A 24,906-nucleotide genomic window follows, 5' to 3' on the forward strand; every position below is an offset into this window, starting at 1 on the left:
CCACGGCCTCACCCCATGGTACGTGGCCCGGCGGGGAAGGGCTTCCGCAGGGCCACACGGTTCATTCGACGATCACCTCGCGCTCACTTCTTCGAGAGGCTCGCGGAGGCCTTCGCACCCTTCTTCAGGAAGCCCATGTCCTCGTAGACGGGGGTCTGGAAACCGAAGGCGCCCGCGTTGACCACGTTCTTCCGGGCGACCGTGAGCTGGGGGCGCTGATAGAGCGGAATCGATCCGGCAGCGGCCCAGATACGGGAGTCGGCCTTGCGGATCAGGGACCGCTCCTCGTCCGCGTCCAGGGTCGCGAGAGCCTGGTCGAACAACTGATCGACCTGGTCGGTGCCGACCCGCGTGTAGTTCTGCTCCACGCTCAGCGAGCCGTCGGCGGCCGGCACCGGCTTGGCGTAGATCGGCCGGGCGTCGGTGGCGGGGAAGGCGGACGCGGGCCAGGAGTACAGGGCGAGGTCGTACTGGCCGGAAGCGATGTGGTCCTTGAAGTAGCTCTCGTCCGAGACCTTGACGATCTCGGTCTGGATGCCGACCTTCCCCAGCATCCTCGTGATCCGCTCGGCGACCGTCGCCAGCGATTCCGATCCTGGCCCGGACGGCAGCACGAACCGCAGGCTGAGGGCCTTGCCGTTCTTGGCCAGCGCCTTGCCCGCGGCCGCGGCCGGCGCGGCGGTGCCCTTCGGCGCCGGGGTGCCCTTCGGGGCCGGGGTGCCCTTCGGGGCGTACGCGCCGGGGACCGCGCCCTGGTGCAGCTGCTTGTACTGCTTGCCGTCCTGGGCGAGCTGCCGCCCGTCGTCCTCATCCTTGAGGGCGTGTCGCTTCTCCTCGCGGCCCGTCTCGGCCGGCGGCTTGTCGTCCTCGCCGACGATGTACGTGCCGTCGTCGCCGCCCGGGGAGTCGCCGTCGGCCTTCTTCTTCGCCCCGGCCGCCTTCTCGCTTGCCGCCTTCTCGCCCTTCTCGCTTGCCGCCTTCGCGCCGGCCGCCTTCTCGCCCTTCGGCTGCTCCTTGACCGGGCCGCCGAGCACCCAGCCGGCGTCCGCGAGCAGCGCCTGCGCCTCGGAGGTGTCCTGCCCGCCCAGCGCCCCGCTGTTGTCGGCGTACGCCTCCTGCCCGGCCAGGGCCAGGTGGCTGCCGACTGGCTCCGCGGGCAGGCCCAGCGGCTTCAGTACGAGTTTGGCCAGTTCCTTGCGGTTCAGCGCGCGGGCGACGGCCCGCCGCACCCGCTCGTCCGCCAGCGGCCCGTCCGCGCCGTTCAGCGCCAACTGCGTGTACGCCGGCTCCAGCGATCGGCGCACCTCGAAGTCGCGCAGCGCCTTCTGCTGCTGCTCCCACTGCGCGATCGCCCTGGTCAGCTTGGTGCGGGCGCCGGCCTCGGTCTCGGCCCGCTCCTTGTCGGAGCCGTGGGCGAGGGCCCAGGAGCGCAGCGCCTTCGCGGCGGTGCGCCCGCCGCCGGGACCGGCGAGCGGTCCGGCCGTGCCGTTCGCGGCGCCCTCGACGCGCTGCGCGCCTGCCGCGTCGATCTCGGCCAGATCGAGCTTCCCGGCGGCCAGCTCGGACGCCCGCTCGTTCCTGGGGACGGCCGTCAGCACGATCTCGGAAAGCTTGGCCGGGTGCCCCCACCAGCGCGGGTTGCGGGTGAGACGCACCTGCTCGGCCTTGCGGTCGATCTTGTTCACGAGGAACGGCCCCGCGGTCACCTTCAGCTTGCCGCGCGCCCCGTCGTTGAAGGCGTCGGGCGTGCCCATGACGTCCTTCGGGTACAGCGGCGAGAACAGCGACCGCCAGTCGGCGTAGCGCCGCTTGAAGGTGACCCGGACCTCCAGGTCGTTGGCGCCGCGCTCGATCTTCTCGATGCGGTCGTAGCCGGCGTTGCGGGCGGTCCAGTAGGCGCTGTCCTTGCCGGACAGAGCGCGCCACTGGGCGGCGAAGTCGGCGGCGCCGATCTCCCGGCCGTCGCTCCAGACGGCCTGCTGGTTCAGCCGGTACAGCACGACCTGCTTGGGCTCGGTGTCGACGACCTTCGCGGACTCCAGGTAGTCGGCGTCGCGCCGCGGCCGTCCGTTCACGTCCAGCCGGTACATCGCGGGCAGCACGGCCTGGGCGACCCGGGTGGTCGTGGCGTCGGCGTCCGACTGGAAGGCGTTGAGGGTCTCCGGCACCGTGTCCACCGCCCAGCGCAGCGTGCCGCCCTCGGCGACCCGGGCGCGGGCGGCCGGGGCGATGTCCTGGCGGGCCAGGGGCTTGCCGGCCTCGTCGGCGGAGCCGCAGCCGGCCAGCAGGGGCACCGCGAGCGCACCCGCGGTGAGGAAGACGACCGAGCGCCGAACCGCGCGCGGGCCGACGCCGTCGTGGGACATCGACATCTCTGGTACCTCCGGGGAGCCGCTGCCGGTGCGTTCTGTTCACATTTGGCGGTATTTTGGAGTTGATCAGATCTACGGCTCACTGAAGAGGAAAGGGTTCGCCTGCCGGAAGCGACACGGCGGCGGGGCGCCCCAAGGCCACTCGTGCGGAGCAACGCACCCCTTCCGCATCCGCCAATCGCTGCACACGCCTTCACATCGACCGGTGTGACGCGCAACACTCGCAGGCGCATGAACGTTGCCGTCCAGGGCTGCGGCCCACGGAAGCGAGGTACGTCATGTCCGTGCACGACGACCTGACATCGGTCCAGCGCTGTCTCGACGACCTCTCCCGGTCCGTCGGCCGCCTGGAGCAGCAGCTGGGCAGCGGTGGTCTGGAGATGCGCCGCGTGCGCACCGACGCCGACCATCTGCGGGAGAGTCTCGCGCTGCTGCGCGAGGCGGCCGCCCAGCCGGCCGCGGCGCGCAGGCCCGAGCTCGTCACCATCCCCGACACCCCGTACGACGACTCCCTGTGGATCGACACCGACGACGAGGGACTCGGCGCCCGGGACCGACACGCACCCTGACCCGACCGGAGAGTCCTGAGTTGGCCACTGGTACGGAACCTCCACCCACCGACCCCCATCCCCCGAGCGGCGTACGCGGCGCCGGCCGCGCCGCGATCGCCGCGCCCCATCTGCGGACCGACCGCTGGTGGCTGGCCCCCGCCGCCACCGCCGCCGGTCTGCTGGCGTTCATCGCCTACTCCACCTGGCGGGCCTTCGCGAACGCGGACTACTACGCGGCACCGTACGTCTCGCCGTTCTACTCCCCGTGCCTGGCGGAGAACTGCCGGCCCATGCACGCGGGCCCCAACGCGGACGTCTTCGGCGGCTGGTGGGGCGTCTCCCCCGCGATCATCATCCTGATCTTCCCGCTCGGCTTCCGGCTGACCTGCTACTACTACCGCAAGGCCTACTACCGGGGCTTCTGGGCGTCTCCGCCGGCCTGCGCGGTGGCCGAGCCGCACAAGAAGTACACCGGTGAGACCCGCTTCCCGCTGATCCTGCAGAACATCCACCGGTACTTCTTCTACGCGGCGATCGTCGTGGCCGGGATCCTGACGTACGACACCGTGCTCTCCTTCCGCAACGAGCACTACGCGTGGGGCCACATGGGCCTGGGCACCCTGGTCTTCCTGCTCAACATCACGCTGATCTGGGCGTACACGCTGTCCTGCCACTCCTGCCGGCACATCGTCGGCGGCAAGCTGAAGCACTTCTCCAGGCATCCCGTGCGCTACCGGGCGTGGCAGTTCGTCGGCAGACTCAACGCCCGCCACATGCTGCTGGCCTGGGCGTCGCTGGTGAGCGTGGCGCTCGCCGACTTCTACGTGTATCTCGTCGCGTCCGGTGTCTTCGACGATCCGAGGTTTTTCTAGATGCTGCCGAACCTGATGAGTGGGGCCTGCTGATGTCCGTGGTCGACCGCCAGGAGTGGGACGTCGTCGTGGTCGGGGCGGGAGGCGCCGGGCTGCGTGCCGCCATCGAGGCCCGCGAGCGCGGCGCCCGCACCGCCGTCATCTGCAAGTCGCTGTTCGGCAAGGCGCACACGGTGATGGCCGAGGGCGGCATCGCGGCGGCGATGGCCAACGCCAACGAGCACGACAACTGGCAGGTCCACTTCCGCGACACCCTGCGCGGCGGGAAGTTCCTCAACCAGTGGCGGATGGCCGAGCTGCACGCCCAGGAGGCCCCGGACCGGGTGTGGGAGCTGGAGACCTGGGGCGCCCTCTTCGACCGCACCAAGGACGGCCGGATCTCGCAGCGCAACTTCGGCGGCCACGAGTACCCGCGCCTCGCGCACGTCGGCGACCGTACGGGCCTGGAGCTGATCCGAACCCTCCAGCAGAAGATCGTCTCCCTCCAGCAGGAGGACTTCAAGGAGACCGGCGACTACGAGTCCCGGCTGAAGGTGTTCCAGGAGTGCACGGTCACCCGGGTCCTGAAAGACGGATCGAGGGTCAGCGGCGTCTTCGCCTACGAGCGCGAGAGCGGCCGTTTCTTCGTCCTGCAGGCGCCCTCCGTGGTGATCGCGACCGGCGGCATCGGCAAGTCCTTCAAGGTGACGTCGAACTCGTGGGAGTACACCGGCGACGGCCACGCGCTGGCCCTGCTCGCCGGCGCCCCGCTGCTCAACATGGAGTTCGTGCAGTTCCACCCGACGGGCATGGTCTGGCCGCCGTCGGTGAAGGGCATCCTCGTCACGGAGTCCGTCCGCGGGGACGGCGGGGTGCTGCGCAACTCCGAGGGCAAGCGGTTCATGTTCGACTACGTCCCCGACGTCTTCAAGGAGAAGTATGCGGAGTCGGAGGAGGAGGGCGACCGCTGGTACGAGGACCCGGACCACAACCGGCGACCGCCGGAGCTCCTGCCGCGTGACGAGGTGGCCCGCGCGATCAACTCGGAGGTGAAGGCGGGCCGCGGCTCCCCGCACGGCGGAGTCTTCCTCGACGTGTCCACGCGCATGCCGGCCGAGGTCATCCGCCGTCGGCTCCCGTCCATGTACCACCAGTTCAAGGAGCTGGCGGACGTCGACATCACCGCGGAGGCCATGGAGGTCGGGCCGACCTGTCACTACGTGATGGGCGGCATCGCGGTCGACTCCGAGACGGCCGCCGCACGCGGCGTGCCGGGCCTGTTCGCGGCCGGTGAGGTGGCCGGCGGCATGCACGGCTCCAACCGGCTCGGCGGCAACTCGCTCTCCGACCTGCTGGTGTTCGGTCGCCGGGCGGGCCTGCACGCCGCGCAGTACACGGCGGCCCTCGGCGGGGGACGCCCGGCGGTGGCCGACGCGCAGGTCGACGCGGCCGCGGCGGAGGCGCTGCGGCCGTTCTCCGCGGAGGGCCCCGCCGCCCCTGACGGCGGCCCGCCGGAGAACCCGTACACCCTCCACCAGGAGCTCCAGCAGACCATGAACGACCTGGTCGGCATCATCCGCCGCGAGGGCGAGATGGAGCAGGCCCTGGAGAAGCTGGCCGAGTTGCGCGTACGGGCGCGGCGGGCCGGCGTCGAGGGGCACCGGCAGTTCAACCCGGGCTGGCACCTGGCGCTGGACCTGCGCAACATGCTGCTGGTCAGCGAGTGCGTGGCCCGGGCGGCCCTGGAGCGCACGGAGTCGCGCGGCGGCCACACCCGCGAGGACCACCCGACGATGGACCGCAGGTGGCGCAACGTCAACCTGCTGTGCGCACCGGCGGACCTCTTCGGGGACCCGGAGTCGACGGACCCCGTCCAGGGCCGGATCACTCTCACCCGCGAGACCACCGAGCCCATCCGCCCCGACCTGCTCGCCCTCTTCGAGAAGGAGGAGCTGGTCAAGTACCTCACCGAAGAGGAGCTGTACGAATGAGCGGCTACGACGCCCACTTCAAGGTGTGGCGGGGTGATGTGCGGGGCGGCGGCCTGGACGACTTCAAGGTCGAGGTGAACGACGGGGAGGTGGTCCTGGACATCATCCACCGTCTCCAGGCCACCCAGGCGCCCGATCTCGCCGTCCGCTGGAACTGCAAGGCGGGCAAGTGCGGATCGTGCTCGGCGGAGATCAACGGTCGGCCCCGGCTGATGTGCATGACCCGTATGTCGGTCTTCGACCGCGCGGAGACCATCACCGTCACCCCGCTGCGCGCCTTCCCGGTGATCCGCGACCTCGTCACGGACGTCGGGTTCAACTACCAGAAGGCTCGGGAGGTGCCGGCGTTCGTGCCGCCCGAGGGGGTCGGGCCCGGCGAGTACCGGATGTTCCAGGAGGACGTGGACCGTCCGCAGGAGTTCCGCAAGTGCATCGAGTGCTTCCTGTGCCAGGACACCTGCCATGTGGTCCGCGACCACGAGGAGAACAAGACGGCGTTCGCGGGTCCCCGCTTCCTCATGCGGGTCGCCGAGCTGGACATGCACCCGCTGGACGCGGCCGAGGAGTCCGGCGTCGACCGCAAGCGCACGGCCCAGGACGAACACGGCCTCGGCTACTGCAACATCACCAAGTGCTGCACGGAGGTCTGCCCCGAAGGCATCAAGATCACGGACAACGCGCTGATCCCCCTGAAGGAACGCGCTGTCGACCGTAAGTACGACCCGCTGGTGTGGCTGGGGTCGAAGATCAGGAGGCGGTCGTCGTAGGCGGCAGGGGCGCGCGGCCGGGGCGCTGGGCGAGCAGCTGGAGGGCGAGCCCCGCGAAGTTCACGCCCAGGCCGAGGAACGGCAGGTAGGGATGCTTTGACGGCGTGCCGCTCAGCGGGCCGAGGAACAGGAAGAAGGCCATACCGAAGGCGATCAGCAACAGGCTCGCGCCCCACAGCTTCGGCCGCAGGATCCGGTCGCGCCGGAAGGGCAGCAACCAGCCCGTCGTGACGGCCAGGGCGCCCGCCGCCGCCACGGCCGTAATGACGGCCAGGGCGATACTCACCGCTATCCAGTTCATGCCGCTCATACTCCCAGGATCTCCGGCACCCGCAAGAGATTTGACTCGGCGATGACCCGCATCAGGAAGACGCGGTCGGGCCCGAGTTCGCCGTGGATCAGGGTGTCCGGGAGACGCTTACCGGACCCACCCCTTCTTGTACGACGTCCAGTCGGTCTCCGTCGCCGTGAAGTCCACGTACGCCGCCACGCCGAAGTTCTCGCGGTCGGCGTCGGTACGGGACAGACCGAGGCGGACGCCCCGGACGGCGGCGGCGACGGTCTCCGCGTGCGCCCAGTGGCCGAAACGGTTCTCCCGGTAGAAGGGCAGGCCCATCAGGAGATCGGTGGAGTCCGGGGTGACCTCCAGGGCGAGGGAGGTCTGCTGGGCGACGTAGCCGCCGTAGGTGCTCTGCAGCGGCTGCATGGTGTCGTACGACATCACGGCGATCTGGTCGACGCGGCGGGCGACCTGGCCGAAGAACTGCTGCGACCACCACTTGGGGTGGCCGGTGGTCGCGCCCCAGAAGGAGTGGAACCCGGGAACCGGGTCGATCTGGTGGGCGGCCACGGAGAGTTGGGCGTTCGCGGCCCGGGTCACGGCGCGCAGGGAGTCGAGGAGGGTGAGGTAGTCGGCGTCGTCGGAGTGCAGGGGTTCGAGATCGAAGTGGGCGCCCTGGAAGCCGGCGGCGAGGATCTCGCGGGTCGACCGGACGACGGCGGCGCGGGTCTCGGCCCGCTCCAGCCGCATGCCGTCCGGGCTCTCACTGGCGAGCACGTCCCCGAGCCAGGCCTGCACGCGGAGCCCCGGCGCCTCCCGGTGCACGGCGGCTATGAACCACCGCGCGTTGGCGTACGCGGACGCGGGGAGCGTGCCGTTGTGCTCCAGGGGGCCGGCGTGGACGTACAGGTCGCGCATCCCGGTGTCCCGCAGCCGGCCGGCCAGCGCCGTGACGTCGGCATCGGTCTTCCGCCCGTCGACCCAGGCGTGCCCCAGCCAGATGGCGTCCTTGCCGCGGGTGCGGGTGCCGTCGGCCGGGTCGCCCATGTAGTTCACCCGGAGAGCCGCCTCGGCGACGAGAACCGGGCCGAGCAGGACCAGAGCGACGACGAGCGCGACGCGGCGCAGCCGCCGCCCGCGCCGACCTCCTGCCTCGGCTTCGCCGTCACCGGGCGTCCCCGCCGAGCCGCCCGCGCCCTCGGCGGGGACGGTTGCCTGCTGCTCCTCCGTCGCCCCCGCCACGTCGGTCCCCGCCGGCGCCTCCGCCGCGGGTTCCTCACCCGTCTCCGTGTTCCCGTCCGACCCCGCCCGCCCCGGTGATCGTTTCATCGCCGCTCCCCCTCCCGTGTCGTTCTGCCCCACGGCCCCCGCCTCGGGTGCATACCGGTCGCGTGGCCGTATTCGCGGCCATACGCTCCCAAATGTGACCTCTTCCTCCTCGCATCGAGGCCGAACGCGGCCCGCCGGGTCGCACATATCCGTGCGGGTCGCTCATGCCGTGCTGGGTGGCGCGCTTGGGCTCGTGTGGCTGGTGTTGCCGGGGATGACGTCGCGTGACGACGTTCCGGTTGCGATCAAGGAGCCGACGCCCGCCGCGACCGCCGTCGCGGCCGACGAGGACGAGACGTCCACCGCCGATCTGGTGCTCCCGCTCGTCGCGGTCGGCGCGGCGGGCGCGGTCGCCGGGTACGGGTACGTGCGCCGGGTCCGTCGCGCCCGGGAGCGGACCACGCCCGGCGGGGCCGCCGGCCCGCCGCCGAAGGCGCCGCCGCCGCTCACCGCCCGCGACGAGCAGTCCTGCGCGGCGCTGGTCGAGGCCGACAACCGGCTCCGCGCGGGGCGCTGCGAACTCGGCTTCGCCGAGACGCTGTTCGGGGCGGAGGCCGTCGCGGGCTTCCGCCGGGCCGTCGGCGAGGCGGAGTCCGAACTCGCCGCCGCGTTCCGGATGCGGCAGCGGTACGACGAGGGGGTGCCGGCGGAGGAGGCGGCCCGGGGGCACGCGCTCGCCGGGATCATCGGGCGATGCGAGGAGGCCGGACGGCGGCTGGACGCCGTGGCCGACGCGTTCAGTGAGCTGCGGGGGCTGGAACGAGGGACGGAGGGGGCGCTGGGGACGCCGGGGGCATCGGAGGCGGCGGGCGCGTCAGGGGTGTTGGGGGCGTTGGGGGTCGCCGAGGGCAGGTTCCGGGAGCTGACGGGGCGTGCGGGGGTCGCCGAAGCCGTCCTCGCCGGGCTACGGGCCCGGTACGCGCCGACCGCGACCGCCTCCGTCACCGGAAACGTCGAACAGGCCAAGGACCGGCTGGTGTTCGCCACCGTCCGGCTCAACCAGGCCCGCCAGGCGGCCGATTCGGGACGGCGGGAGCGGGCGGCACGGCAGCTGCGTGCCGCCGAGGGCGCCGTCGACCAGGCGGCCGTCTTCGTCGAGGGCGTCGACCGGCTGGCGACGGAACTACGGTCGGCCGAGCAGACGATCCCGGCCGCCCTCACGGGCGCGGAGGCCGAACTGTCCTGGGTTCGGGCCGGGGAAACCGCCCACGGCCCCGCCGGCACACCGCCGGGCGAGCTGCACGCCCGGCTGGTGCATGCCGACGCCGTGCTGGACTCCGTACGGCAGGAGGTGACGGGAGGGCAGCCCTACGATCCGCTCGGCGTGCTGCGCCGGATCGTGGCTGCGACCTCGCCGGTGGCCTCCGGGCGGGCCGGGGTGCTGCCGGCCGCCGCCCTGATCACCGCCCGCACCGCCACCGCCGCCGCGGCCGACTTCGTGGCGACGCACCGAGGCGCGGTCGGCGCGACCGCCCGCACCCGCCTCGCCGAGGCGCAACGCCTCCTCGCGACAGGGGACCCCGCGGACCGCCCACCCGCCGACGTCCTCGCCCTGACGGCCCGCGAACTGGCCGAACTCGACGTGAGAACGCACGGCACCCCCTACCCGTCCGCGACGGCGGGCACCGGCGGCGCCGTCCTCGGCGGCATAGTCCCACCCGACAACCCCGAGACCGGCACCCCCACAGGCTTCACCACCCCAACCGCCCCCACCCCCGGATAGGCCCCCGCCGGCACAGCCGCACACAGGCCGGCCGGGTTCGTCGGTTGCAGCCCGCGCGTGGTCGTCGTCGGTCGTAGCCCGGGCGTGGTCGTGGGTCAGAACAGGCTCAGTAGGGCCTCTGCCGGGTCCGTCAGGCCTGATTCGCCGTCGGGTAGGGGGAGTTCGAACCACACCGTCTTGCCGCGTGGGGTGCGGCGCGAGCCCCAGGCCGCCGAGAGGAGGCCCACGAGCTGGAGGCCCCGGCCGCCCTCGTCGGTGTCCCGGGCGCGGCGGCGGCGCGGCTGGACGAGGCCCGAGTCCCAGACCTCGCAGACCAGGGTACGGTCCAGCAGCAGCCGGAGCCTGATCTCGCCCTCGCCGTACCGCAGCGCGTTCGTGACCAGCTCGCTGACCAGCAGTTCCGTCGTGTCGACGAGGGGTTCGAGGTCCCAGGAGAGCAGCTGGCCGCGCGCGTACTCGCGAGCCCGGCCCACGCTGCGCGGCTCACGCGGCAGCGTCCAGTCGCCGACCGAGTCGACGGGCAGGCCCTGGACCCGTGCCATGAGCAGTGCGATGTCGTCCTCGCCGTGGTGCGAGTCGAGGGTGTTGAGGACGTGGTCGCAGACGTCCTCCAGCGGACTGACCGGGTCCGTCAGCGCCCCGACGAACGCGTTGAGGCCCTCGTCCAGCGGATGGTCGCGCGATTCGACGAGTCCATCCGTGTAGAGCGCCAGCAGCGCGCCTTCGGGGAGTTCGACCTCCACCTCCTCGAAGGGCTCGCCCCCGACGCCGAGCGGCATGCCCGGCGGCACGTCCAGCATCAGCGCCGGCTCGCCGGGTTCGACCAGGACCGGGGGCAGATGACCCGCGTTGGCGAAGGTGCAGCGGCGGGTCACGGAGTCGTAGACCGCGTACACGCATGTCGCGAGGTACACCTCGGACAGGTCGGCCTCGCGGGGGCGGCGGGCGGCCCGGGTGGCCTGCTGGACGCCGCCCGGTGTGCCGAGGCCGCGCGCGATCTCGTCCAGCGCGGAGAGGACTTCGGCCGGTTCGAGGTCGAGCAGGGCCAAGGTGCGCACGGCCGTACGGAGTTCGCCCATGGCGACGGCGGCGCGCAGCCCGCGCCCCATGACGTCGCCGACCACCAACGCGGTGCGGTGTCCGGGCAGTTCGATGACGTCGAACCAGTCGCCGCCGACCTCGCTGGGTCGGCCGGTGGAGGCGTTGCCGGGGAGGTAGCGACAGGCGATGTCGAGGCCCGAGGCGACCGGGTCGCCGGGCGGCAGCAGCGACCGCTGCAGTATCAACGCCCGCTCGTGCTCGCGCCGGTAGAGCCGCGCGTTGTCGATGCAGACCGCGGCCCGCGCCGCCAGTTCCACGGCGAGATCCCGGTCGCGATCCCCGAACGGCTCGCTGCCCTTGGTCCGTGAGAACTGCGCCAGGCCGACGACGGTGTCGTGGGCGACCATCGGCACGGCGAGGGTGGACTGCACGAGGCCGCCCTCCTCGCCGGGGATGGCCTGCGGGCGGGCGGTGCGCAGGGCGTCCGCGCAGGGCGAGTTGAACGGGAAGTGGTGGACGGCGCCGACGGCGACGGGCGCGCCGGCGCCGGCGAAGGGGGCGTCGGAGACGGCGGAGGAGAAGGCGACCCTGCGCAGTTCGGCGCTGCCGTCGGCGAGGCCGGGCGGGGTCTCGTCGCCGGCCAGGAGACCCTGGTAGAGGTCGACGGTGGCGAGGTCGCAGAAGCCGGGCACGACGACGTCGAGGAGCTCGCGCGCGGTCGTCTCCAGGTCGAGGGAGTTCCCTATGCGGGCGCCCGCCTCGTTCAGAAGGGCGAGATTGCGCCGTGCGGCGGCGGCCTCGCGGGCGGCGGCGCGGCGGGCGGTGTTGTCGGTGCCGAGCCAGGCGATGCCGATGGGGCGGCCGGAACCACTGTGCACGCGGTAGAGGTTGATCGACCAGTGCCGGCGCTCGTCGGAGCCCGGCACGAAGCCGGTGATGTGCATGTCCGTGATGGAGTCGCCGGTCTCCAGGACCCGGCGCAGGGTGGCGCTGACCCGGTCGGCCTCGGGCCGGGGCAGATAGTCGTGCACGCCCTTGCCGCGATGGTCGTCGGGGTTGCCGCCGAAGATGGAGGCGAACCGCTCGTTGGCGCGGCGGACCCGCAGCTCGGTGTCGATCAGCAGGAAACCGAACGGGGATTGGCCGAAAATCGACTGCGAGGCGGCGAGGTCGGTCTCGATGCTGCGGAGCGTGCGGACGTCGACGACGATGCACACGGCGGCCCTCTCGCCGTCCAGGCTGCGCGTCGGCATGACGTACACCTCGGCGAGGCCCTGCTCGCCGCGCCCGCCGCCGGGCACCGGGTCGGGCATCCGGAAGGGGACCACGCCGGTCCACTCGCGTCCGTCGAGGATCTCGGCCATCTTGCGCTGGCCGCGCTCGCGCAGGTCCGGGTCGACGAACGCCTCGATGGGGTCCATGCCGACGGCTCTGTCGGCGGGGATGCCGAAGATCTGCTCGGCGCGCAGACTCCACTGGTCGACGAGTCCGTCGGGGCCGATGGAGAACGAGGCGACCTTGATGTAGTCGTAGATCGAGCCGGGCGGACTGCTCTGCCACATGGCGTCACCCGGCGTCGCCGCCTCGCCCGACCCGTCGGCGAAGTCGCACGCGGCGTCGGCGGCGAGCGCACTCGCGGCCCTCACCCTCGCGCCGCCCGACGGGTCCTCGGACTCCGTGGCCTTCGCTGGTATCTCGCTCACGCGAACCGTCCCCTCCAGCTCACCGCGTCCGGCACCGGTCACCGGCAGCGGCTGCCCGCAGTATCCAGCACTACGGGTCCGCACGACACGGTGTTCACGATCACAGCACGGTCCAGGCTTTTTTCGGACCGTGCCGCGTCAACACTTCCAGTCTTCTAACCAGCGGGCACGCCGTCGAACCACACCTTCCGGGACCGGTCGCGACCGGAGCCGGACGGGAGGACACGGCCACCCCGGCTGTACACCGGCTCATCCCCGCGAGACGGCGCGTCAACCCGGTACCGCGAGCTCGAACCACACGGTTTTCCCGGTGTCCCCGGGACGGGTGCCCCACCGGCGCGAGGAGGAGGCGACGAGTTGCAGTCCGCGCCCGCTCTCGTCGTCGGGCCGGGCGACGCGCTCGCGGGGCGGGTCCGGCAGCGGGTCGGAGACCTCGACCAGCAGCACGCCCTCCAGGCCCCCGGGGCGCACCAGGCGGAGGCCGATGGGCCCGGTGGCATGCCGCAGGGCGTTGGTGACCAGCTCGCTGACCAGCAGGGCCGCGAGGTCGCCCAGGCTGTCGAGGTCCCAGCCGTGCAACTGGCTCCGGACGGCGCCGCGGGCGGTGCGCACCGCACCGGGGTCCGCGGGGAACGTCCATTCGGCGCGGTCGCCTTCGGTGTCGATCACGCCGATCACTTCCCAGGCCAGCGAGTACACCCATGTCCGGTTTAGTGGGGTTAATGGGCACATACCCGATATCTGCGAGGCAGTACCGCACACCAGGGCGCACTGTGGCACAAACGGCGTACGAGCCACCCCGCTCCACGATCAACGCGCCCCCGCGCCTTCCAAAGAGGCGGAGCAGCCTCGGATCAGCGGGCTCGGGTGTTGAGTCTGGCGAGGGTTTCGCGTACTGCGGGTACGTCCTGGTCGAGCCAGTCGACGTGCCAGATCTCGTCCAGGGTGAGCCAGCGCAGGGCGTCGTGGTCCTGGAGGGGACGGGGGGCCGCGGAGCCGGGGCGCAGGCAGGCCGTCCACACCTGGAGGACATAGGGGGGTCTCAGGGGCCACTCCCCCGGGACACGCTCGACGGTCTCGGCGTCGACGCCGAGTTCCTCGCGCAGTTCGCGCACCAGGGCCGCTTCGGGCACCTCGCCCTCCTCGACCTTGCCGCCGGGCAGCTCCCAGCGCCCGGCGAGCTCCTCGGGCGCGCTGCGGCGCGCGGCGAGCAGGCGGCCGCCGTCGAGCAGGGCGGCTCCCACCACCACGATCCGTTCCGTCATGCGGCGGAGCCTACGGGACCATGGGGTACGTCAGTTCCGGGTGCCGTCTCCGTGCTGCGCCTGGGCCTGTGCCTGGGTTTCGCCCTGGCCCTGCCCTATGCGTTCGACCCAGTACAGCTGTTTGTGGCCGCGGCTGTCGAGGGTGTCCGCGATCCCCTGGGCCTCGGCCCGGGTGGCATATCTGCCCACGCTGTAGCGATTGCCGTTGTCGTCCTGCCGTATCACCAGCCAGGGCAGAGAGATGGTGCTGTCGTTCATCGCCCTCCACTCCCCCTTCTCGCCCCGGCCCTTCCGGATCCCGTACGCGGCACGCCGTGCGCCCCGCCTGCCAAGGAAACCGCAATCCGCATATGCCCGAGCGTACGCCTTACCTTTACGCACCGAACACGGCTTTGCACAAAGAGGTACGCAACCAGCCAAGACGCAGGGGGCGCACGGGACCGAGCGCGCCGTGCGCGCGCGGCGATGCGTCCGGTTGGCGGGGATCCGGGCGCCTACCGGACGACCTGCGGGAACGGCGGGAAACGACCGGATTCCGACGGCGGTCGGGCAGCCCCGCGAGGCGCCGATACCGGGGGCAACTGCCGGAAGGGTGTGCGCCTCCCGGGCGAATGCGCTACCGTCCCGGGCCGCGCTCCCGCCTCCACCCCTTCGCTTCCGCCACCGGCGGGCGACCCGCCACGCGCCGCGGCGACCAGACCGGCCTTACTGGCCTTACCGGCTCTGCCGGCTCTGCCGGCCCTGCCTGCCCTGCCTGCCCTGCCTGCCCTGCCTGCCCTGCCTGCCCTGCCTGCCCTGCCTGCCCTGCCTGCCCTGCCTGCCCTGCCTGCCCTGCCTGCCCTGCCTGCCCTACTTCACCGGTAGGTGGTAGGCGACCTGGTAGCGGTCGGCCGGGATCACCACGTCGGCCGTCTCGACCGGGCGGCCGGAGGCGTAGTACGTGCGGTGGACGACCAGGACGACGTGTCCCGGGACGCCACCGAGCGTGAGGAGTTCCTCGGCGAGACCGGGCCGGGCGCCGACCTCCTCCGTGACGTTGTCGACGATGACGTCGATGGCGCGCATCCGCTCGACGACACCCATGCCGCCGAGCGGACCCTCCTCGGGCAGCATGACGGGCGTGCGGCCGGTGACGGCGAGGGGCTCCCAGGAGGTGGACAGCATCATCGCCTCGCCGGCCTCCCGGAAGACGTACTTGGTGCGCATCACGCGGTCGCCGGCCTGGATACCCAGCCGCTCCGCGACGTCGACGCACGCCTCGACCTGCTCGCTGCTGGACTCCCAGGTCCCGCGGTGGTGGCCCTCGGCCTGCTCCTGACGGAACGGCGTGGCGCCGCTGACGGGGCGGTAGCCGGAGCGGGCGATCCGGCGCGGCACGGGTCGCTCACGCACGTACGTGCCCGACCCGGAGCGGCCCTCGACGAGGCCCTCGGCCATCAGCACCTTGCGCGCCTCGAGCGCGACCGTGTCGGAGACGCCGTACTCCTCGCGGATTCTCGCCTGGGACGGGAGACGGGTGTGGGGTGGCAGCGACCCGTCGGTGATCTTCTTGCGAAGATCACCCGCGACACGCAGATACGCCGGCTGCTCACCGAATGTCACTGGCCACTCCCATCAGGTTGTACAGACAGCTACAGCCTGGCAACCGTGGGTTGTGCCATGCAAGCAAAGGCCAGAGAATCACTCGATGTGATGACATCTGCCCGGGAAACGCTTTACCCAGGCACTTTCTCCCCGCTATGGACGTAATCACACGCGTGAACACACGCATGGGCACGCGTGGTCATACAGATGGTCATACAGGTCGTCATGCAGGTGATCACACATCCAGACCGCTGTCGCTGTCGCCCCGACCCGCGCCGCCGCCGCCGTTCCCGCCGCCGTTCCCGCCGCCGTTCCCGCCGCCGTTCCCGCTGCCGTCCTCGTCGTACGTGGGCGGGGTCGTGGCCAGGCCCAGGGCCTTGCGGGCGGTGACCGTGGAGCTGCCGTCGACGTACTTGTAGGCGGTGTCGTAGTGCGTGTAGAAGCCGTCCACCGTCGTGGCCTTCTCCGCCGCCGCCCACTCCTTGCCCGCGGCCCGCATGTCCTTCACCAGGGCCGCGAGGGGGGCGCGGGCCTTCGTGGACCAGGTGTGCGCGCCGAGCGCGGCCGCCTGCTCGTCGGTCGCGTCGCCGATGTCCCCGGCCCAGGTCCGGTTGCTCGCCAGGTCCTCCTCGGCGTATGCCTCCGGCTCCTCGAAGAGGACCTGGTCGACGGCGGTCATCGCCTTCAGGAAGGCCAGCTGGTCGGCGTCGAGGGTCGTCTCGTCGGTGCGCAGCGAGCCCGTCAGGGTGCCCTTCTCGTCCGTGTTGGCGAACACGCAGGTGATCTCGCGGTCGCCCCACTCCCAGCTCTCGGAAGTGGGCGTGAGGTAGTAGACGTCGACCTCGTCGGTCACCGCCCAGGTGTCCATCGCATAGGCGTTCTCCAGGTCGTAGCACTTGTCCTCGGCCACGTCGGTGACCCGGTCGTCGCCCGGGAAGTCGCTGCCGGACAGCGGGACCGTGGCGAACACCTCGGCGTCGTGCTCACCGGCGCAAGCCACCTCGTCGACGTCGTAGACGTCCTCGTCGAAGGTCTTGCCCGGCACGTCGAAGCAGTCGCCCTTGGCCAGCGCGAAACTGGAGTTGGGGCTCGCGCCCTCCTCGAACCCGTCCCAGAACTCGGAGGCGCCGCCCGTGGCCAGCGCCAGGACCCACAGCGCGAGCCCCACGGAGGACAGGATCGCGCCCGCGACCGCCATCCCCTTGCCGCGCTCCCCCCGCTTCTTGATCTGCACCAGCGCGATGATCCCGAGCACCAGACCCACGGCCGGCACGAAACAGAGGATGCCGAGGACCAGGGCGGCGATGGCCACCCCGTTGATCGGCGAAGGCCGCCCGAAGGGGGTGTACCCCTGCCCCCACACCGGGTAGGGCGCCGCCCCGTAGGGGGCCTGCGGATACGGTCCCGGCCCGGGATACCCGGGCGGGCCCTGCTTACCCTGAGGATCCTGAGGACCGTACGGCCCTTGGGGGTGCGGGCCCTGCTGGGGCGGGGCGAAGGGGTCCTGCGGGTACGGACTCTGCGGCTGCGGAGACTGGTACGGGTCCTGGGGCTGGTGGGGCCCGGGAGGCGGAGGTATGGACACGAGTACCGTGCTCCTGGTTTCGGACGGTCAGGCGGTTGTCGAAGCAGAACGACTGGGCGCATCGTAAGCGCGGCACGAGCCAATTCGAGAGTGGGGGACGCGGTCGTGAACACGACGATCCGGGCGGTGAACGGGCTCACCGCCCGGTGGGCGCGGGCCGTGGACGGGGGCGGGCGCGGCTCCGTCTTCTCGGCGGCGGGGGTGTGGCCGCTGCTCGCCTTCCTCGCGGACGGGGCGTCCGGCCCGGCGCGGGAGGAACTGGCCGGGGCCCTCGGTGTGCCCGCCGGCGAAGCCGCCGCCGCCGGACGCGAGTTGCTCACCGCGATGGAGTCGACGCGCGGTCTCGACACGGCCCTGGGGCTGTGGACCAAACGCACCCTGGAGCTGCGGGAGGCCTGGGAGGCGGGGTTGCCGACGGGGGCGCACGGGGTGCTCACCGGGGACCTGGCGGCCGACGCCGGAGCCCTGGACGCCTGGGCGGTGAAGCGGACCGACGGGCTGGTGGAGCGGATGCCGGTCGTGCTGCGGGACGACACCGAGATGGTGCTGGCGAGCGCGCTGACGCTGCGGACCCGGTGGCTGCGGCCCTTCGACGAGGTCCCCCTGCGCAGCGCCCACTGGAACAGCCGCACCTTCCTCGGTCTGTCGCGCGCGACCCTGCTGCTGGACCGAATCGGCGTCGCGGACACGCCCGACGGGCACGTCACCGAGCTGAAGGTGTTCGGCACCGACGGCATCGACGTCCATTTGCTGCTCGGCGAGGAGGACATGACGCCGGGGCAGGTGCTGGGGGCGGGGGTGGGCGTCCTCGCCGGCCGGCACCCGGTCGTCCCCGGTCCCCGGCTCCCCTACGGGGAGGCCGGGCCGGGCCTGCTCGTCATGAAGGAGCGGTCCAGGACGCCCGACCCGCCGACGCTCCACGTCACGACGGCGGCGTTCGGTGTCGCCGCCGACCACGATCTGCTGGCGCGCCACGAGGTGTTCGGGCTCACGTCCGCCCGCGACGCCGACCACGGCCACTTCCCCGGCATCAGCGCGATTCCGCTGGCCGTCGGGTCGGCTCAGCAGTCGGCGACGGCGGAGTTCGGCGCGGAGGGCTTCCGGGCGGCCGCGGTGACGGCGTTCGCCATGGCGGCGGCGGGCGGGGTGCCTCAGCTCCGCTGGATCACCACGACGCTCAAGGCCCGCTTCGACCGCCCCTTCGGCTTCCTCGCCCTGCACCGCCACACCCGGCTGGTGCTGGCGGCGGGCTGGGTCACCGAACCGAAACCGTTCCCCTAGGGAACCACGCGGCGCCCTGAGGTTCGCCGGTCGGCCTGCGCTGTTCCCCTACGGGCCGGGATCGGCCCGACTGGCACGATGGCGGCGGGAGCGGGAGGCGGGAGGGCGGACGGTGTCGTCGACGCGGACGGCCATCACCATGGCCGCAGACACAGACACAGACATGGGCACCGGCACGGGCACGGCCCCCGTGCATCACGGCGAGCTGTTGCAGGGCGCGTTCACCGGTCCGTCGGGCGCTCCCGTGCGCGCCCTGGTCACGCTGCCCTGCCCGCTCCATACGACGCGGGCGACCTTCACTCCGGTCCCCGGCGGCGAGGTCACCGTCTCTCCGCCGTGGAAGGAGAAGGCGCGCCGAGCGGCCGAACTTGCCCTGGACGGAGGGCACTTGCGGACGGGCGGTCATCTCGACCTGGTCGGGGACGCGCCGTTGGGCCGTGGTTTCGGCTCCTCCACCAGCGACGTCCTGGCGGCGGTCCGGGCCGTGCGGGACGCGTGCGGCGCTCCCCTGACGGCGCGGGAGGCGGCCCGGCTCGCGGTCCGCGCGGAGACGGCCTCCGACGCGCTGATGTTCGAGGAGAGCACGGTGCTGTTCGCGCAGCGCGAGGGCACGGTGGTCGAGGACTTCGGCCACCGTCTGCCGCCGCTGCACGTCCTGGGCTTCGGCTCCCGCGCCGGCGGCCACGGCGTGGACACCCTCGCGCTCCCCGCGCCCCGCTACGACAGCGCGGAGATCGCCCGCTTCGACCGGCTGCGCGTCCTGCTCCGCCGTTCCCTGCGCACCCAGGACGCGGCTCTGCTCGGCGCGGTGGCGACCCGGAGCGCGCTGCTCAACCAGCGGCATCTCCCCGTGCCGGGCCTCGACCGCCTCCTCGCCGCGGGCCGCGCCTGCGGCGCTCTCGGCCTCCAGATCGCCCACAGCGGCGACATCGCGGCCTTCCTGTTCGCCCCGGAACCCGCGGCAGTCCTGACGCCCCGCACCACTCGCGCGCGTGAGCTGTTGCGCGGGGCGGGCGTCGAGGAGTCCTGGGAGTTCGTCATCGGCGCCGGCCCGCGGTGATGCGCTAGCCGCCGCGCGGGAGTACGCCCGGCATCCCACTGACCCGCCAGGGAAACCGATCCGTTTTTATTCTGCTGGAATCGAGTTAACCTCGCAGCATGACCACCGAGGCGAAGCCCAGCTCCCGCGAGCGACTGCTGGAGGCAGCGGCCACGCTCACGTACCGAGACGGTGTCGGCATCGGCGTCGAGGCGCTGTGCAAGGCGGCGGGGGTGTCCAAGCGCTCCATGTACCAGCTGTTCGAGAGCAAGGACGAACTACTGGCGGCGAGCCTGAGGCACATCACCTCCGCCTACGCGGCGGCGCTGCTGCCCGCGGCGGACGACGGCCGTTCGCACCGGGAGCGGATCATGCACGTCTTCGAGCAGGTGGAGTCGCAGGCGGGTGCGCCCGAGTTCCACGGCTGCCCGTACCTGGCCGCCCAGATCGAGCTCAAGGACCAGGACCACCCCGCGAGCCGGGTCGCCCATCGGGTCAAGGCGAACCTGACCGCCTTCTTCCGCTCCGAGGCCGAGCAGGGCGGGGCGAGCGATCCAGACCTGCTGGCGCGGCAGCTCAGCCTGGTCTTCGACGGCGCCAGCGCCCGCGCGGGAATCGGAGCGGACAACCTGACCGGGCTCGTCGCGCCCACGGTGACCACCCTGCTCGACGCGGCGGACATGCGCTGACAGGACATCGAGAACGGGCCGGGAGGCACGGGAATGCGCTGGTGGGCCGGAGGCTGTGCGATCGCCGCGGTGACGGTCCTCGCCGCGTGCGGCACGACGGGCGGCGGCGGGTCGGCGGCCGGCGGCTCCTCGGGGAGTACGCCGACGGGGCCGCCGTCCGGTACACCGGCCCACACGTCCGCGCCGCCTTCGCCCGCCGCTTCGCCCGCAAGTCCGACGCCGTCCGCGCCGTCCGCGCCGTCCGTCACGCCCTCTCCCCCGGCCGCCGGCTGCGCATCGGGACGGACAGAGGTCGCCGTCGCCCCGGGCGACCCGGTCCAGCGGCCGCTGTGCGTCCGGCCCGCGACGGTGGTCTCCCTGGTCCTGCGGCCCCGGTCGGACGACCGGCGGTGGACGGGCGTGCGGAGTTCCGCGCCGGTGTTCGTCCTGGTGTCCGGATGGCGGCTGGACGCGGACGGCACCGCCCACGCCACGCTGCGAGCCGCGGGCACCCGGGGCGGCAGCGCCCGGATCACCGCGCTGGCGAAGGCGCCGGACATCGCGGGTGCGGCGAAGGCCGCCTTCACCCTGGACGTGAACGTGGTCCCGTACACGCGCGAGGGGTGACCTCGCAGAACCCGGGGTCACCCCTCGCTTCACGGCACGGTGTGCGTCAGCCGCAGTCGCGCACCTGGACGGTGTAGATGCCGCGGCCGTGGGTGGCCGCGTACAGGGTCTTTCCGTCGGGGCTCAGCTTGAGCTGGAGCACGGCGACGGCCGGGAGGGAGCCGACCCGCTGCCACTTGGTGTGACCCGGGGCGCGGTAGACGACGCCCAGGTCGGTGGCGACGGCGAGGCCGCCGTTCAGGGTGACGACCGCGGAGTTGGTCGGCACGTCGGGCAGGTTCGCCGAGATGTCCTTCCAGGTGGTGCCGCCGTCGGTGGACTCGAAGACGTGGCCGACGCCCGCGCCGGGGCCCTCGGTCCAGTGCCGGGAGAAGCCGTTGACGGCGAGGAAGACGTGGTCGGCGTTCTTCGGGTCGACGGCGAACCCGCTGAGGTAGCGGTTGGGCACGGCGCCGTCCACGGGCAGGGTGATGTCGTGCCAGCCGGTGCCGTCCGCGTTGCCGACGGAGATGCCGCGGGCGAAGCCCTGGTTGTTGCAGGGCCCGCACCAGGCCGCGTACACCTTGCCGCCCGAGGCTGCGACGGCGGTCGCGGTGCGCCCGGCGCCGAGGTCGTACACGCTCTTCCACTCGTCGCCGCTGCGGATGGCGTAGCCGTGGGTCTGCACCCAGATGTGCCGGCCGCCCGCGATCCACGTCGAGCTGCTCTTCAGGTCGGCCGCGAGGGGGGCGATGAAGCGGGCCTCGCTGGTGGCGTTGTCGGCCGGGGCGACGTTGTACGACGTCGCCTTGGTGGCGTCGTCGACCCAACTGCCGTTGTTCACGGCACAGTTCTGGGTGACCTGGATGGCGAGGTAGACGTATTCCTCGGCGATGTCGCAGCCGTTGGCCGGGTCGGTGAGCGTGTCGCCGCCGTCACCGCCGAAGTTGGAACCCATCACCTTGTCGTTGCTCCGCAGGATCGACTGGCCGTTGTCCTGCAGACCGCCGGTGACCGAGACGCCGCCGTGGTCGAGGTCCTTGCCGACGCCCACCGAGTAGTACTGCAGGGTGTCGATGGTGCCGTCGTTCAGCGAAGTCCAGTCGGTGGCGTGACCGGAGGCGTCCTGGGAGCCGTCGACCGGACGCTTGTAGACACCGCCGTCGTTGCCGACGTAGACGAAGCTCTTGCCGTGGTAGCGGCCGATCGCGACCCCGTGCTGGTCGGAGTGCGTGGTCTGGTGGCAGTCACCGGTCTGCTTGGCCGGGTCGATGGACCAGCAGGGGAAGGTGAAGTTCCAGTACGGGCCCACGGTCGACCAGGTGGAGCCGCCGTCCTTGGTCTCGTAGACCTCCTCCAGACCCGCGTACACATGCTTCGGGTCGCTCGGGTCCACGGTGAGGAACTGGTTGTACCAGGCCTGCACGCCCGGCATGTAGCCGCTCGACGTCAGCGCCGAGCCGTCGGCGGCCAGGCCCTTGTAGTCGGCGATGCGCGTCCAGGGCCCGAACGGCGAGGCGGCACTGTAGATGCCCTCCAGGCCGCTGTCCGGGTTGGTGTTCAGCTGCTCCGGCGACTGGTCGACGGCGTAGTAGCGGGAGCCGTCGGCGGAGCGGGCGAAGGTGACGTTGCCGACGTTGTCTGCGTCGGTCGGCAGATCACCGAAGCCGCTGGTGACGCGGGTCCAGACGCCGGCGACCTTCGTGTAGAAGCCGTTGTAGTCGTCGCCGCTGCGCCAGCCGACCGCGAGGATCACCCTGGAGGGGTTCTTCGGGTCGATCGCGATGTCGTTGGCGATGTTCTTGTACGCGGCGTCGGGGTCGTCGGCCTGAGAACCGCCGGGCAGATAGTCGGGGTTGGGTGCGAACTCCAGCTTCCAGGAGCCCTTCAGCGACTTGGTGGAGTGGCTCCACACGCCCGCGCTGGTCGCCGCCCACACCTTGCCGCCGCCGAACCGCAGCTCGTGGATGGTGGTGGACTCCAGCTCGTCGCCGCCGACCCGGCTGCGGGCGGAGAAGGTGCCGTGGTGCGGGTCGGACAGGAGGTAGACGCCGCTGCCGAGGTAGGCGTCCGCGTTGGTGGTCGCCTCGCCGGTGCCCAGCCACAGCCGCCCCGACCCGTCGAGCGCGAGCGCGCCGGTGGACTGCGAGGGCAGCCCGTCGCTGATGGGCTGCCAGTTCCCGCCGCCCTTCCTGGACCGCCATACGCCGCCGCCGGCACTGCCCGCGTAGACGTAGCCGTCGTCGTCGGCGGCGATGGCGGCCATCCGGCCGGTCACATTGCCCGAGCCGCCGCTGGAGTTGGAGTCGATGTCCCGGTAGCGGGAGTCGTCGGAGTTGTAGGGCAGGTCGGTGACGTTGTGCCAACTGCCGCCGGTGCTCGGCAGCTTGGTCAGGCCGGTCCAGGCGGCGCCGTACGCGCCGGGGGCGACGATGCCGGGCGAGGTGCGGGCCTCGGCGTACTGGTCGGCGCCCTCGGCTATCTCGTCCGCCTCGTTGCCGTCGTCCCCGTCCTCCCCCTTCAGACGGGGACTCATGGCGCCCACGGACTGCTCGCGTTCGGCGGCGAGCCGGGCGAGGGCCCGGGCTCCGTACGGACTCTTGCTGTTGCCGGACGCGGCGCCTGCGGGGGTCGCGACGAGGGCGGCGGATGCGGTGATGGCGCAGATCGTGAGCCATCGTCTCTTACGGGATGGTGCTGACACCAGATCCTCCGAAAACGGGTGGTCATACAGCCGTTGTGGAGAACCCGATCAGCGGCGGCGGAAGACGTCCGGCATTTGGACGAGGCTTGACCGGCCTTGACCAGAACCTGTCGCTACCGTCGAGGCAGGCGCCTCATCTGAAGGTACGCAGGGAAAGCACCGCGGCGAGGGCGAGCGCGACGCCGCCCGAAACCAGCAGCGGCAGGCGGCCGTCGGCGCCCCAGGCAAGCCCCGCCCACAGGCCGGCGAGGAGGACGGCGACTCCGGTGGTGCCCTGGTAGAGACCCTGGGCGGTGCCCTGTCTACGGTCGGGAACCAGGGTGGAGATCCAGGCCTTGCCGACCCCGTCGGTGCAGGCGTTGAAACCGCCGTACAGGGTCAGCACCACGAACACCGCCCACAGGCTGTGGATGAGGCCGAGTCCGAGGTAGCCGACCGCGAAGAAGACCAGGCCCGCGGCGAAGATCAGGGACCGTGGCAGCCGGTCCGAGAGGGCGCCCACCGGGTAGGACAGGGCCGCGTAGGCAACGTTGTAGAGAGCGTAGGCGCCCATCATCCCGGCCGTGGACAGGCCCAGCTCATGGGCGCGCAACAGCAGCAACGCATCGGGGAAGTTGACCAGGTTGAAGACGAGCAACACGGTCAGCACACGCCAGTAGCGGCGGGGCAGGGCCCGCCACGGCGTGCGGTTGTCCACGGCCGGTGTCCCGTCGCCGGCCCTGCGAAGGGAGCGGGGATCACGGACGGCGGCGACCAGGGCGACCGACGCGACGGCGGGAAGGACGGCGACCCAGAACAGGGGGCGCAGCTGATGGTCGAGCGCCTCGTAGAGCGCGAGGCCCACCAGCGGGCCGACCACGGCGCCCGCGGTGTCGGCGGCCCGGTGCAGCCCGAACGCCCTCCCACGCTGCCCAGGCGGAACACCTTCCACGAGGAGCGCATCGCGGGGTGCGCCCCGCAGGCCCTTTCCCAACCGGTCGACGACCCGGGCGACCAGCACCAGGGGCCAGGCGGCGGCGAGTGCGATGAGCAGCTTGCCCAGCGCGGCCAGGCCATAGCCCGCGCCGATGAGCGGGCGGCGGGCGAAGAGGTCGGCCAGGCGCCCGGCCGCGATCTTGGTCACGGACGCGGCGCCCTCGGCCAGCCCTTCGATGGCCCCGACCACGGCGGGCGGCGCGCCAAGCACCACCGTCAGGAAGATCGGCAGGATCGGGTAGAGCAGTTCACTGGCCGCGTCCTGCAGGAACGACACCCCGCACAACACCTTGACGTTGCGCGTCAGCCACACCGGGCGACCGCCGGCCGGACTCGGTGCGGTACCGGGGCCGGGGTCGGGGCCGGGGCCGGTCACGGACGCAGCCTCTCCGACAGACGGCCGAGCATGGTCCACACATCATCGAAGTGTTCCACCCGTCCGAGGACGAGTACAACCAACGGGCATTCCACCGTCCAGACCGGCCGTGCCGAGTTGTCAACACCGCAGCGGTGCCCGTCAGCGCGTGTCAATGGCGACTCGGTGGATCACCGCGGGCCATGATGTTCGAACCCCCTACACGACAGCGGATG

The 24,906-nt window shown here is 72.0% G+C and carries 20 protein-coding genes; 9 read left to right on the plus strand and 11 right to left on the minus strand.

Annotation, left to right across the window (positions count from 1 at the left end; translation table 11 throughout):
• Positions 1-83 precede the first annotated feature (83 nt).
• Positions 84-2,366, minus strand: coding sequence for an ABC transporter family substrate-binding protein (locus B5557_RS15590; RefSeq protein WP_079664800.1), 2,283 nt, complete (start codon positions 2,364-2,366; stop codon positions 84-86).
• 284 nt (positions 2,367-2,650) lie between these two features.
• On the opposite strand from B5557_RS15590, the gene B5557_RS15595 reads away from it, so the two are divergent.
• From B5557_RS15595 to B5557_RS15610, 4 genes are read left to right on the plus strand one after another with little or no spacing between them, the layout of a single operon-like run.
• Positions 2,651-2,941, plus strand: a complete 291-nt coding sequence (locus B5557_RS15595) for a hypothetical protein (protein ID WP_079659919.1) — start codon at positions 2,651-2,653, stop codon at positions 2,939-2,941.
• Between the two features lie 20 nt (positions 2,942-2,961).
• A complete protein-coding gene (locus B5557_RS15600; protein ID WP_079659920.1) occupies positions 2,962-3,795 on the plus strand; it encodes a hypothetical protein in 834 nt (277 codons plus the stop codon).
• A gap of 32 nt (positions 3,796-3,827) precedes the next feature.
• A complete protein-coding gene (locus B5557_RS15605; RefSeq protein WP_079659922.1) occupies positions 3,828-5,765 on the plus strand; it encodes a fumarate reductase/succinate dehydrogenase flavoprotein subunit in 1,938 nt (645 codons plus the stop codon).
• The gene (locus tag B5557_RS15610) at positions 5,762-6,532 is read left to right on the plus strand and encodes a succinate dehydrogenase/fumarate reductase iron-sulfur subunit (RefSeq protein WP_079659923.1); all 771 of its coding nucleotides are present in this window, start codon (positions 5,762-5,764) and stop codon (positions 6,530-6,532) included. Before B5557_RS15605 ends, B5557_RS15610 begins: the two co-directional genes overlap by 4 nt.
• Here B5557_RS15610 and B5557_RS15615 read toward each other — a convergent pair.
• Complete coding sequence (locus B5557_RS15615) at positions 6,513-6,842, minus strand: hypothetical protein (RefSeq protein ID WP_079659925.1); 330 nt, start codon at positions 6,840-6,842, stop codon at positions 6,513-6,515. The genes B5557_RS15610 and B5557_RS15615 overlap by 20 nt on opposite strands.
• A gap of 108 nt (positions 6,843-6,950) precedes the next feature.
• Entirely contained in the window at positions 6,951-8,141 is a 1,191-nt protein-coding gene (locus tag B5557_RS15620; RefSeq protein WP_079659927.1) for a glycoside hydrolase family 18 protein, read from the minus strand.
• Positions 8,142-8,355: 214 nt separating this feature from the next.
• Here B5557_RS15620 and B5557_RS15625 point away from each other — a divergent pair, with 214 nt between their 5' ends.
• Positions 8,356-9,864 carry a hypothetical protein gene (locus tag B5557_RS15625; RefSeq protein WP_173877688.1) on the plus strand — a complete coding sequence of 503 codons (1,509 nt, stop codon included), beginning with the start codon at positions 8,356-8,358 and terminating at the stop codon, positions 9,862-9,864.
• Positions 9,865-9,959: 95 nt separating this feature from the next.
• Here the strand turns inward: B5557_RS15625 and B5557_RS15630 are convergent, their stop codons facing one another.
• The 6 genes from B5557_RS15630 to B5557_RS15660 all read right to left on the minus strand — a co-directional run bounded on the left by B5557_RS15630 (position 9,960) and on the right by B5557_RS15660 (position 17,042).
• Positions 9,960-12,608 carry a SpoIIE family protein phosphatase gene (locus B5557_RS15630; RefSeq protein ID WP_079659930.1) on the minus strand — a complete coding sequence of 883 codons (2,649 nt, stop codon included), beginning with the start codon at positions 12,606-12,608 and terminating at the stop codon, positions 9,960-9,962.
• 270 nt (positions 12,609-12,878) lie between these two features.
• Entirely contained in the window at positions 12,879-13,307 is a 429-nt protein-coding gene (locus B5557_RS15635; RefSeq protein ID WP_079659932.1) for an ATP-binding protein, read from the minus strand.
• A gap of 155 nt (positions 13,308-13,462) precedes the next feature.
• The gene (locus B5557_RS15640; protein ID WP_079659933.1) at positions 13,463-13,873 is read right to left on the minus strand and encodes a (deoxy)nucleoside triphosphate pyrophosphohydrolase; all 411 of its coding nucleotides are present in this window, start codon (positions 13,871-13,873) and stop codon (positions 13,463-13,465) included.
• Positions 13,874-13,903: 30 nt separating this feature from the next.
• Positions 13,904-14,131: a hypothetical protein gene (locus B5557_RS15645; RefSeq protein WP_079659935.1), complete on the minus strand. Its 228-nt coding sequence runs from the start codon at positions 14,129-14,131 to the stop codon at positions 13,904-13,906.
• A gap of 591 nt (positions 14,132-14,722) precedes the next feature.
• A complete protein-coding gene (locus B5557_RS15655; RefSeq protein ID WP_079659937.1) occupies positions 14,723-15,475 on the minus strand; it encodes a GntR family transcriptional regulator in 753 nt (250 codons plus the stop codon).
• Positions 15,476-15,692: 217 nt separating this feature from the next.
• The gene (locus B5557_RS15660; protein ID WP_079659938.1) at positions 15,693-17,042 is read right to left on the minus strand and encodes a DUF4190 domain-containing protein; all 1,350 of its coding nucleotides are present in this window, start codon (positions 17,040-17,042) and stop codon (positions 15,693-15,695) included.
• Between the two features lie 105 nt (positions 17,043-17,147).
• Between B5557_RS15660 and B5557_RS15665 the strand changes: the two genes are divergently transcribed.
• The 4 genes from B5557_RS15665 to B5557_RS45130 all read left to right on the plus strand — a co-directional run bounded on the left by B5557_RS15665 (position 17,148) and on the right by B5557_RS45130 (position 20,657).
• Positions 17,148-18,323, plus strand: a complete 1,176-nt coding sequence (locus B5557_RS15665; protein WP_231976356.1) for a serpin family protein — start codon at positions 17,148-17,150, stop codon at positions 18,321-18,323.
• Positions 18,324-18,486: 163 nt separating this feature from the next.
• The gene (locus B5557_RS15670; protein WP_231976357.1) at positions 18,487-19,383 is read left to right on the plus strand and encodes a GHMP family kinase ATP-binding protein; all 897 of its coding nucleotides are present in this window, start codon (positions 18,487-18,489) and stop codon (positions 19,381-19,383) included.
• Between the two features lie 98 nt (positions 19,384-19,481).
• Positions 19,482-20,051, plus strand: coding sequence for a TetR/AcrR family transcriptional regulator (locus B5557_RS15675; RefSeq protein ID WP_079659939.1), 570 nt, complete (start codon positions 19,482-19,484; stop codon positions 20,049-20,051).
• Positions 20,052-20,084: 33 nt separating this feature from the next.
• Positions 20,085-20,657, plus strand: a complete 573-nt coding sequence (locus tag B5557_RS45130) for a hypothetical protein (protein ID WP_231976358.1) — start codon at positions 20,085-20,087, stop codon at positions 20,655-20,657.
• A gap of 46 nt (positions 20,658-20,703) precedes the next feature.
• On the opposite strand, the gene B5557_RS15685 is transcribed toward B5557_RS45130, so the two are convergent.
• Positions 20,704-23,340, minus strand: a complete 2,637-nt coding sequence (locus tag B5557_RS15685; RefSeq protein WP_079659940.1) for a glycosyl hydrolase — start codon at positions 23,338-23,340, stop codon at positions 20,704-20,706.
• Between the two features lie 133 nt (positions 23,341-23,473).
• Positions 23,474-24,691, minus strand: a complete 1,218-nt coding sequence (locus B5557_RS15690) for an MFS transporter (RefSeq protein WP_079659941.1) — start codon at positions 24,689-24,691, stop codon at positions 23,474-23,476.
• Between the last annotated feature and the right edge of the window lie 215 nt (positions 24,692-24,906).

The sequence above is a fragment of the Streptomyces sp. 3214.6 genome (assembly GCF_900129855.1).
Lineage (GTDB): Bacteria > Actinomycetota > Actinomycetes > Streptomycetales > Streptomycetaceae > Streptomyces > Streptomyces soliscabiei.

What these genes read in the sequence shown, in the direction of transcription:
- B5557_RS15590 (WP_079664800.1), bottom strand. Translation starts at nt 2,366, where the DNA reads ATGTCCCACGACGGCGTCGGCCCGCGCGCGGTTCGGCGCTCGGTCGTC.
- B5557_RS15595 (WP_079659919.1), top strand. Translation starts at nt 2,651, where the DNA reads ATGTCCGTGCACGACGACCTGACATCGGTCCAGCGCTGTCTCGACGAC.
- B5557_RS15605 (WP_079659922.1), top strand. Translation starts at nt 3,828, where the DNA reads ATGTCCGTGGTCGACCGCCAGGAGTGGGACGTCGTCGTGGTCGGGGCG.
- B5557_RS15610 (WP_079659923.1), top strand. Translation starts at nt 5,762, where the DNA reads ATGAGCGGCTACGACGCCCACTTCAAGGTGTGGCGGGGTGATGTGCGG.
- B5557_RS15615 (WP_079659925.1), bottom strand. Translation starts at nt 6,842, where the DNA reads ATGAGCGGCATGAACTGGATAGCGGTGAGTATCGCCCTGGCCGTCATT.
- B5557_RS15620 (WP_079659927.1), bottom strand. Translation starts at nt 8,141, where the DNA reads ATGAAACGATCACCGGGGCGGGCGGGGTCGGACGGGAACACGGAGACG.
- B5557_RS15625 (WP_173877688.1), top strand. Translation starts at nt 8,356, where the DNA reads ATGACGTCGCGTGACGACGTTCCGGTTGCGATCAAGGAGCCGACGCCC.
- B5557_RS15640 (WP_079659933.1), bottom strand. Translation starts at nt 13,873, where the DNA reads ATGACGGAACGGATCGTGGTGGTGGGAGCCGCCCTGCTCGACGGCGGC.
- B5557_RS15645 (WP_079659935.1), bottom strand. Translation starts at nt 14,131, where the DNA reads ATGAACGACAGCACCATCTCTCTGCCCTGGCTGGTGATACGGCAGGAC.
- B5557_RS15670 (WP_231976357.1), top strand. Translation starts at nt 18,487, where the DNA reads ATGGGCACCGGCACGGGCACGGCCCCCGTGCATCACGGCGAGCTGTTG.
- B5557_RS15675 (WP_079659939.1), top strand. Translation starts at nt 19,482, where the DNA reads ATGACCACCGAGGCGAAGCCCAGCTCCCGCGAGCGACTGCTGGAGGCA.
- B5557_RS45130 (WP_231976358.1), top strand. Translation starts at nt 20,085, where the DNA reads ATGCGCTGGTGGGCCGGAGGCTGTGCGATCGCCGCGGTGACGGTCCTC.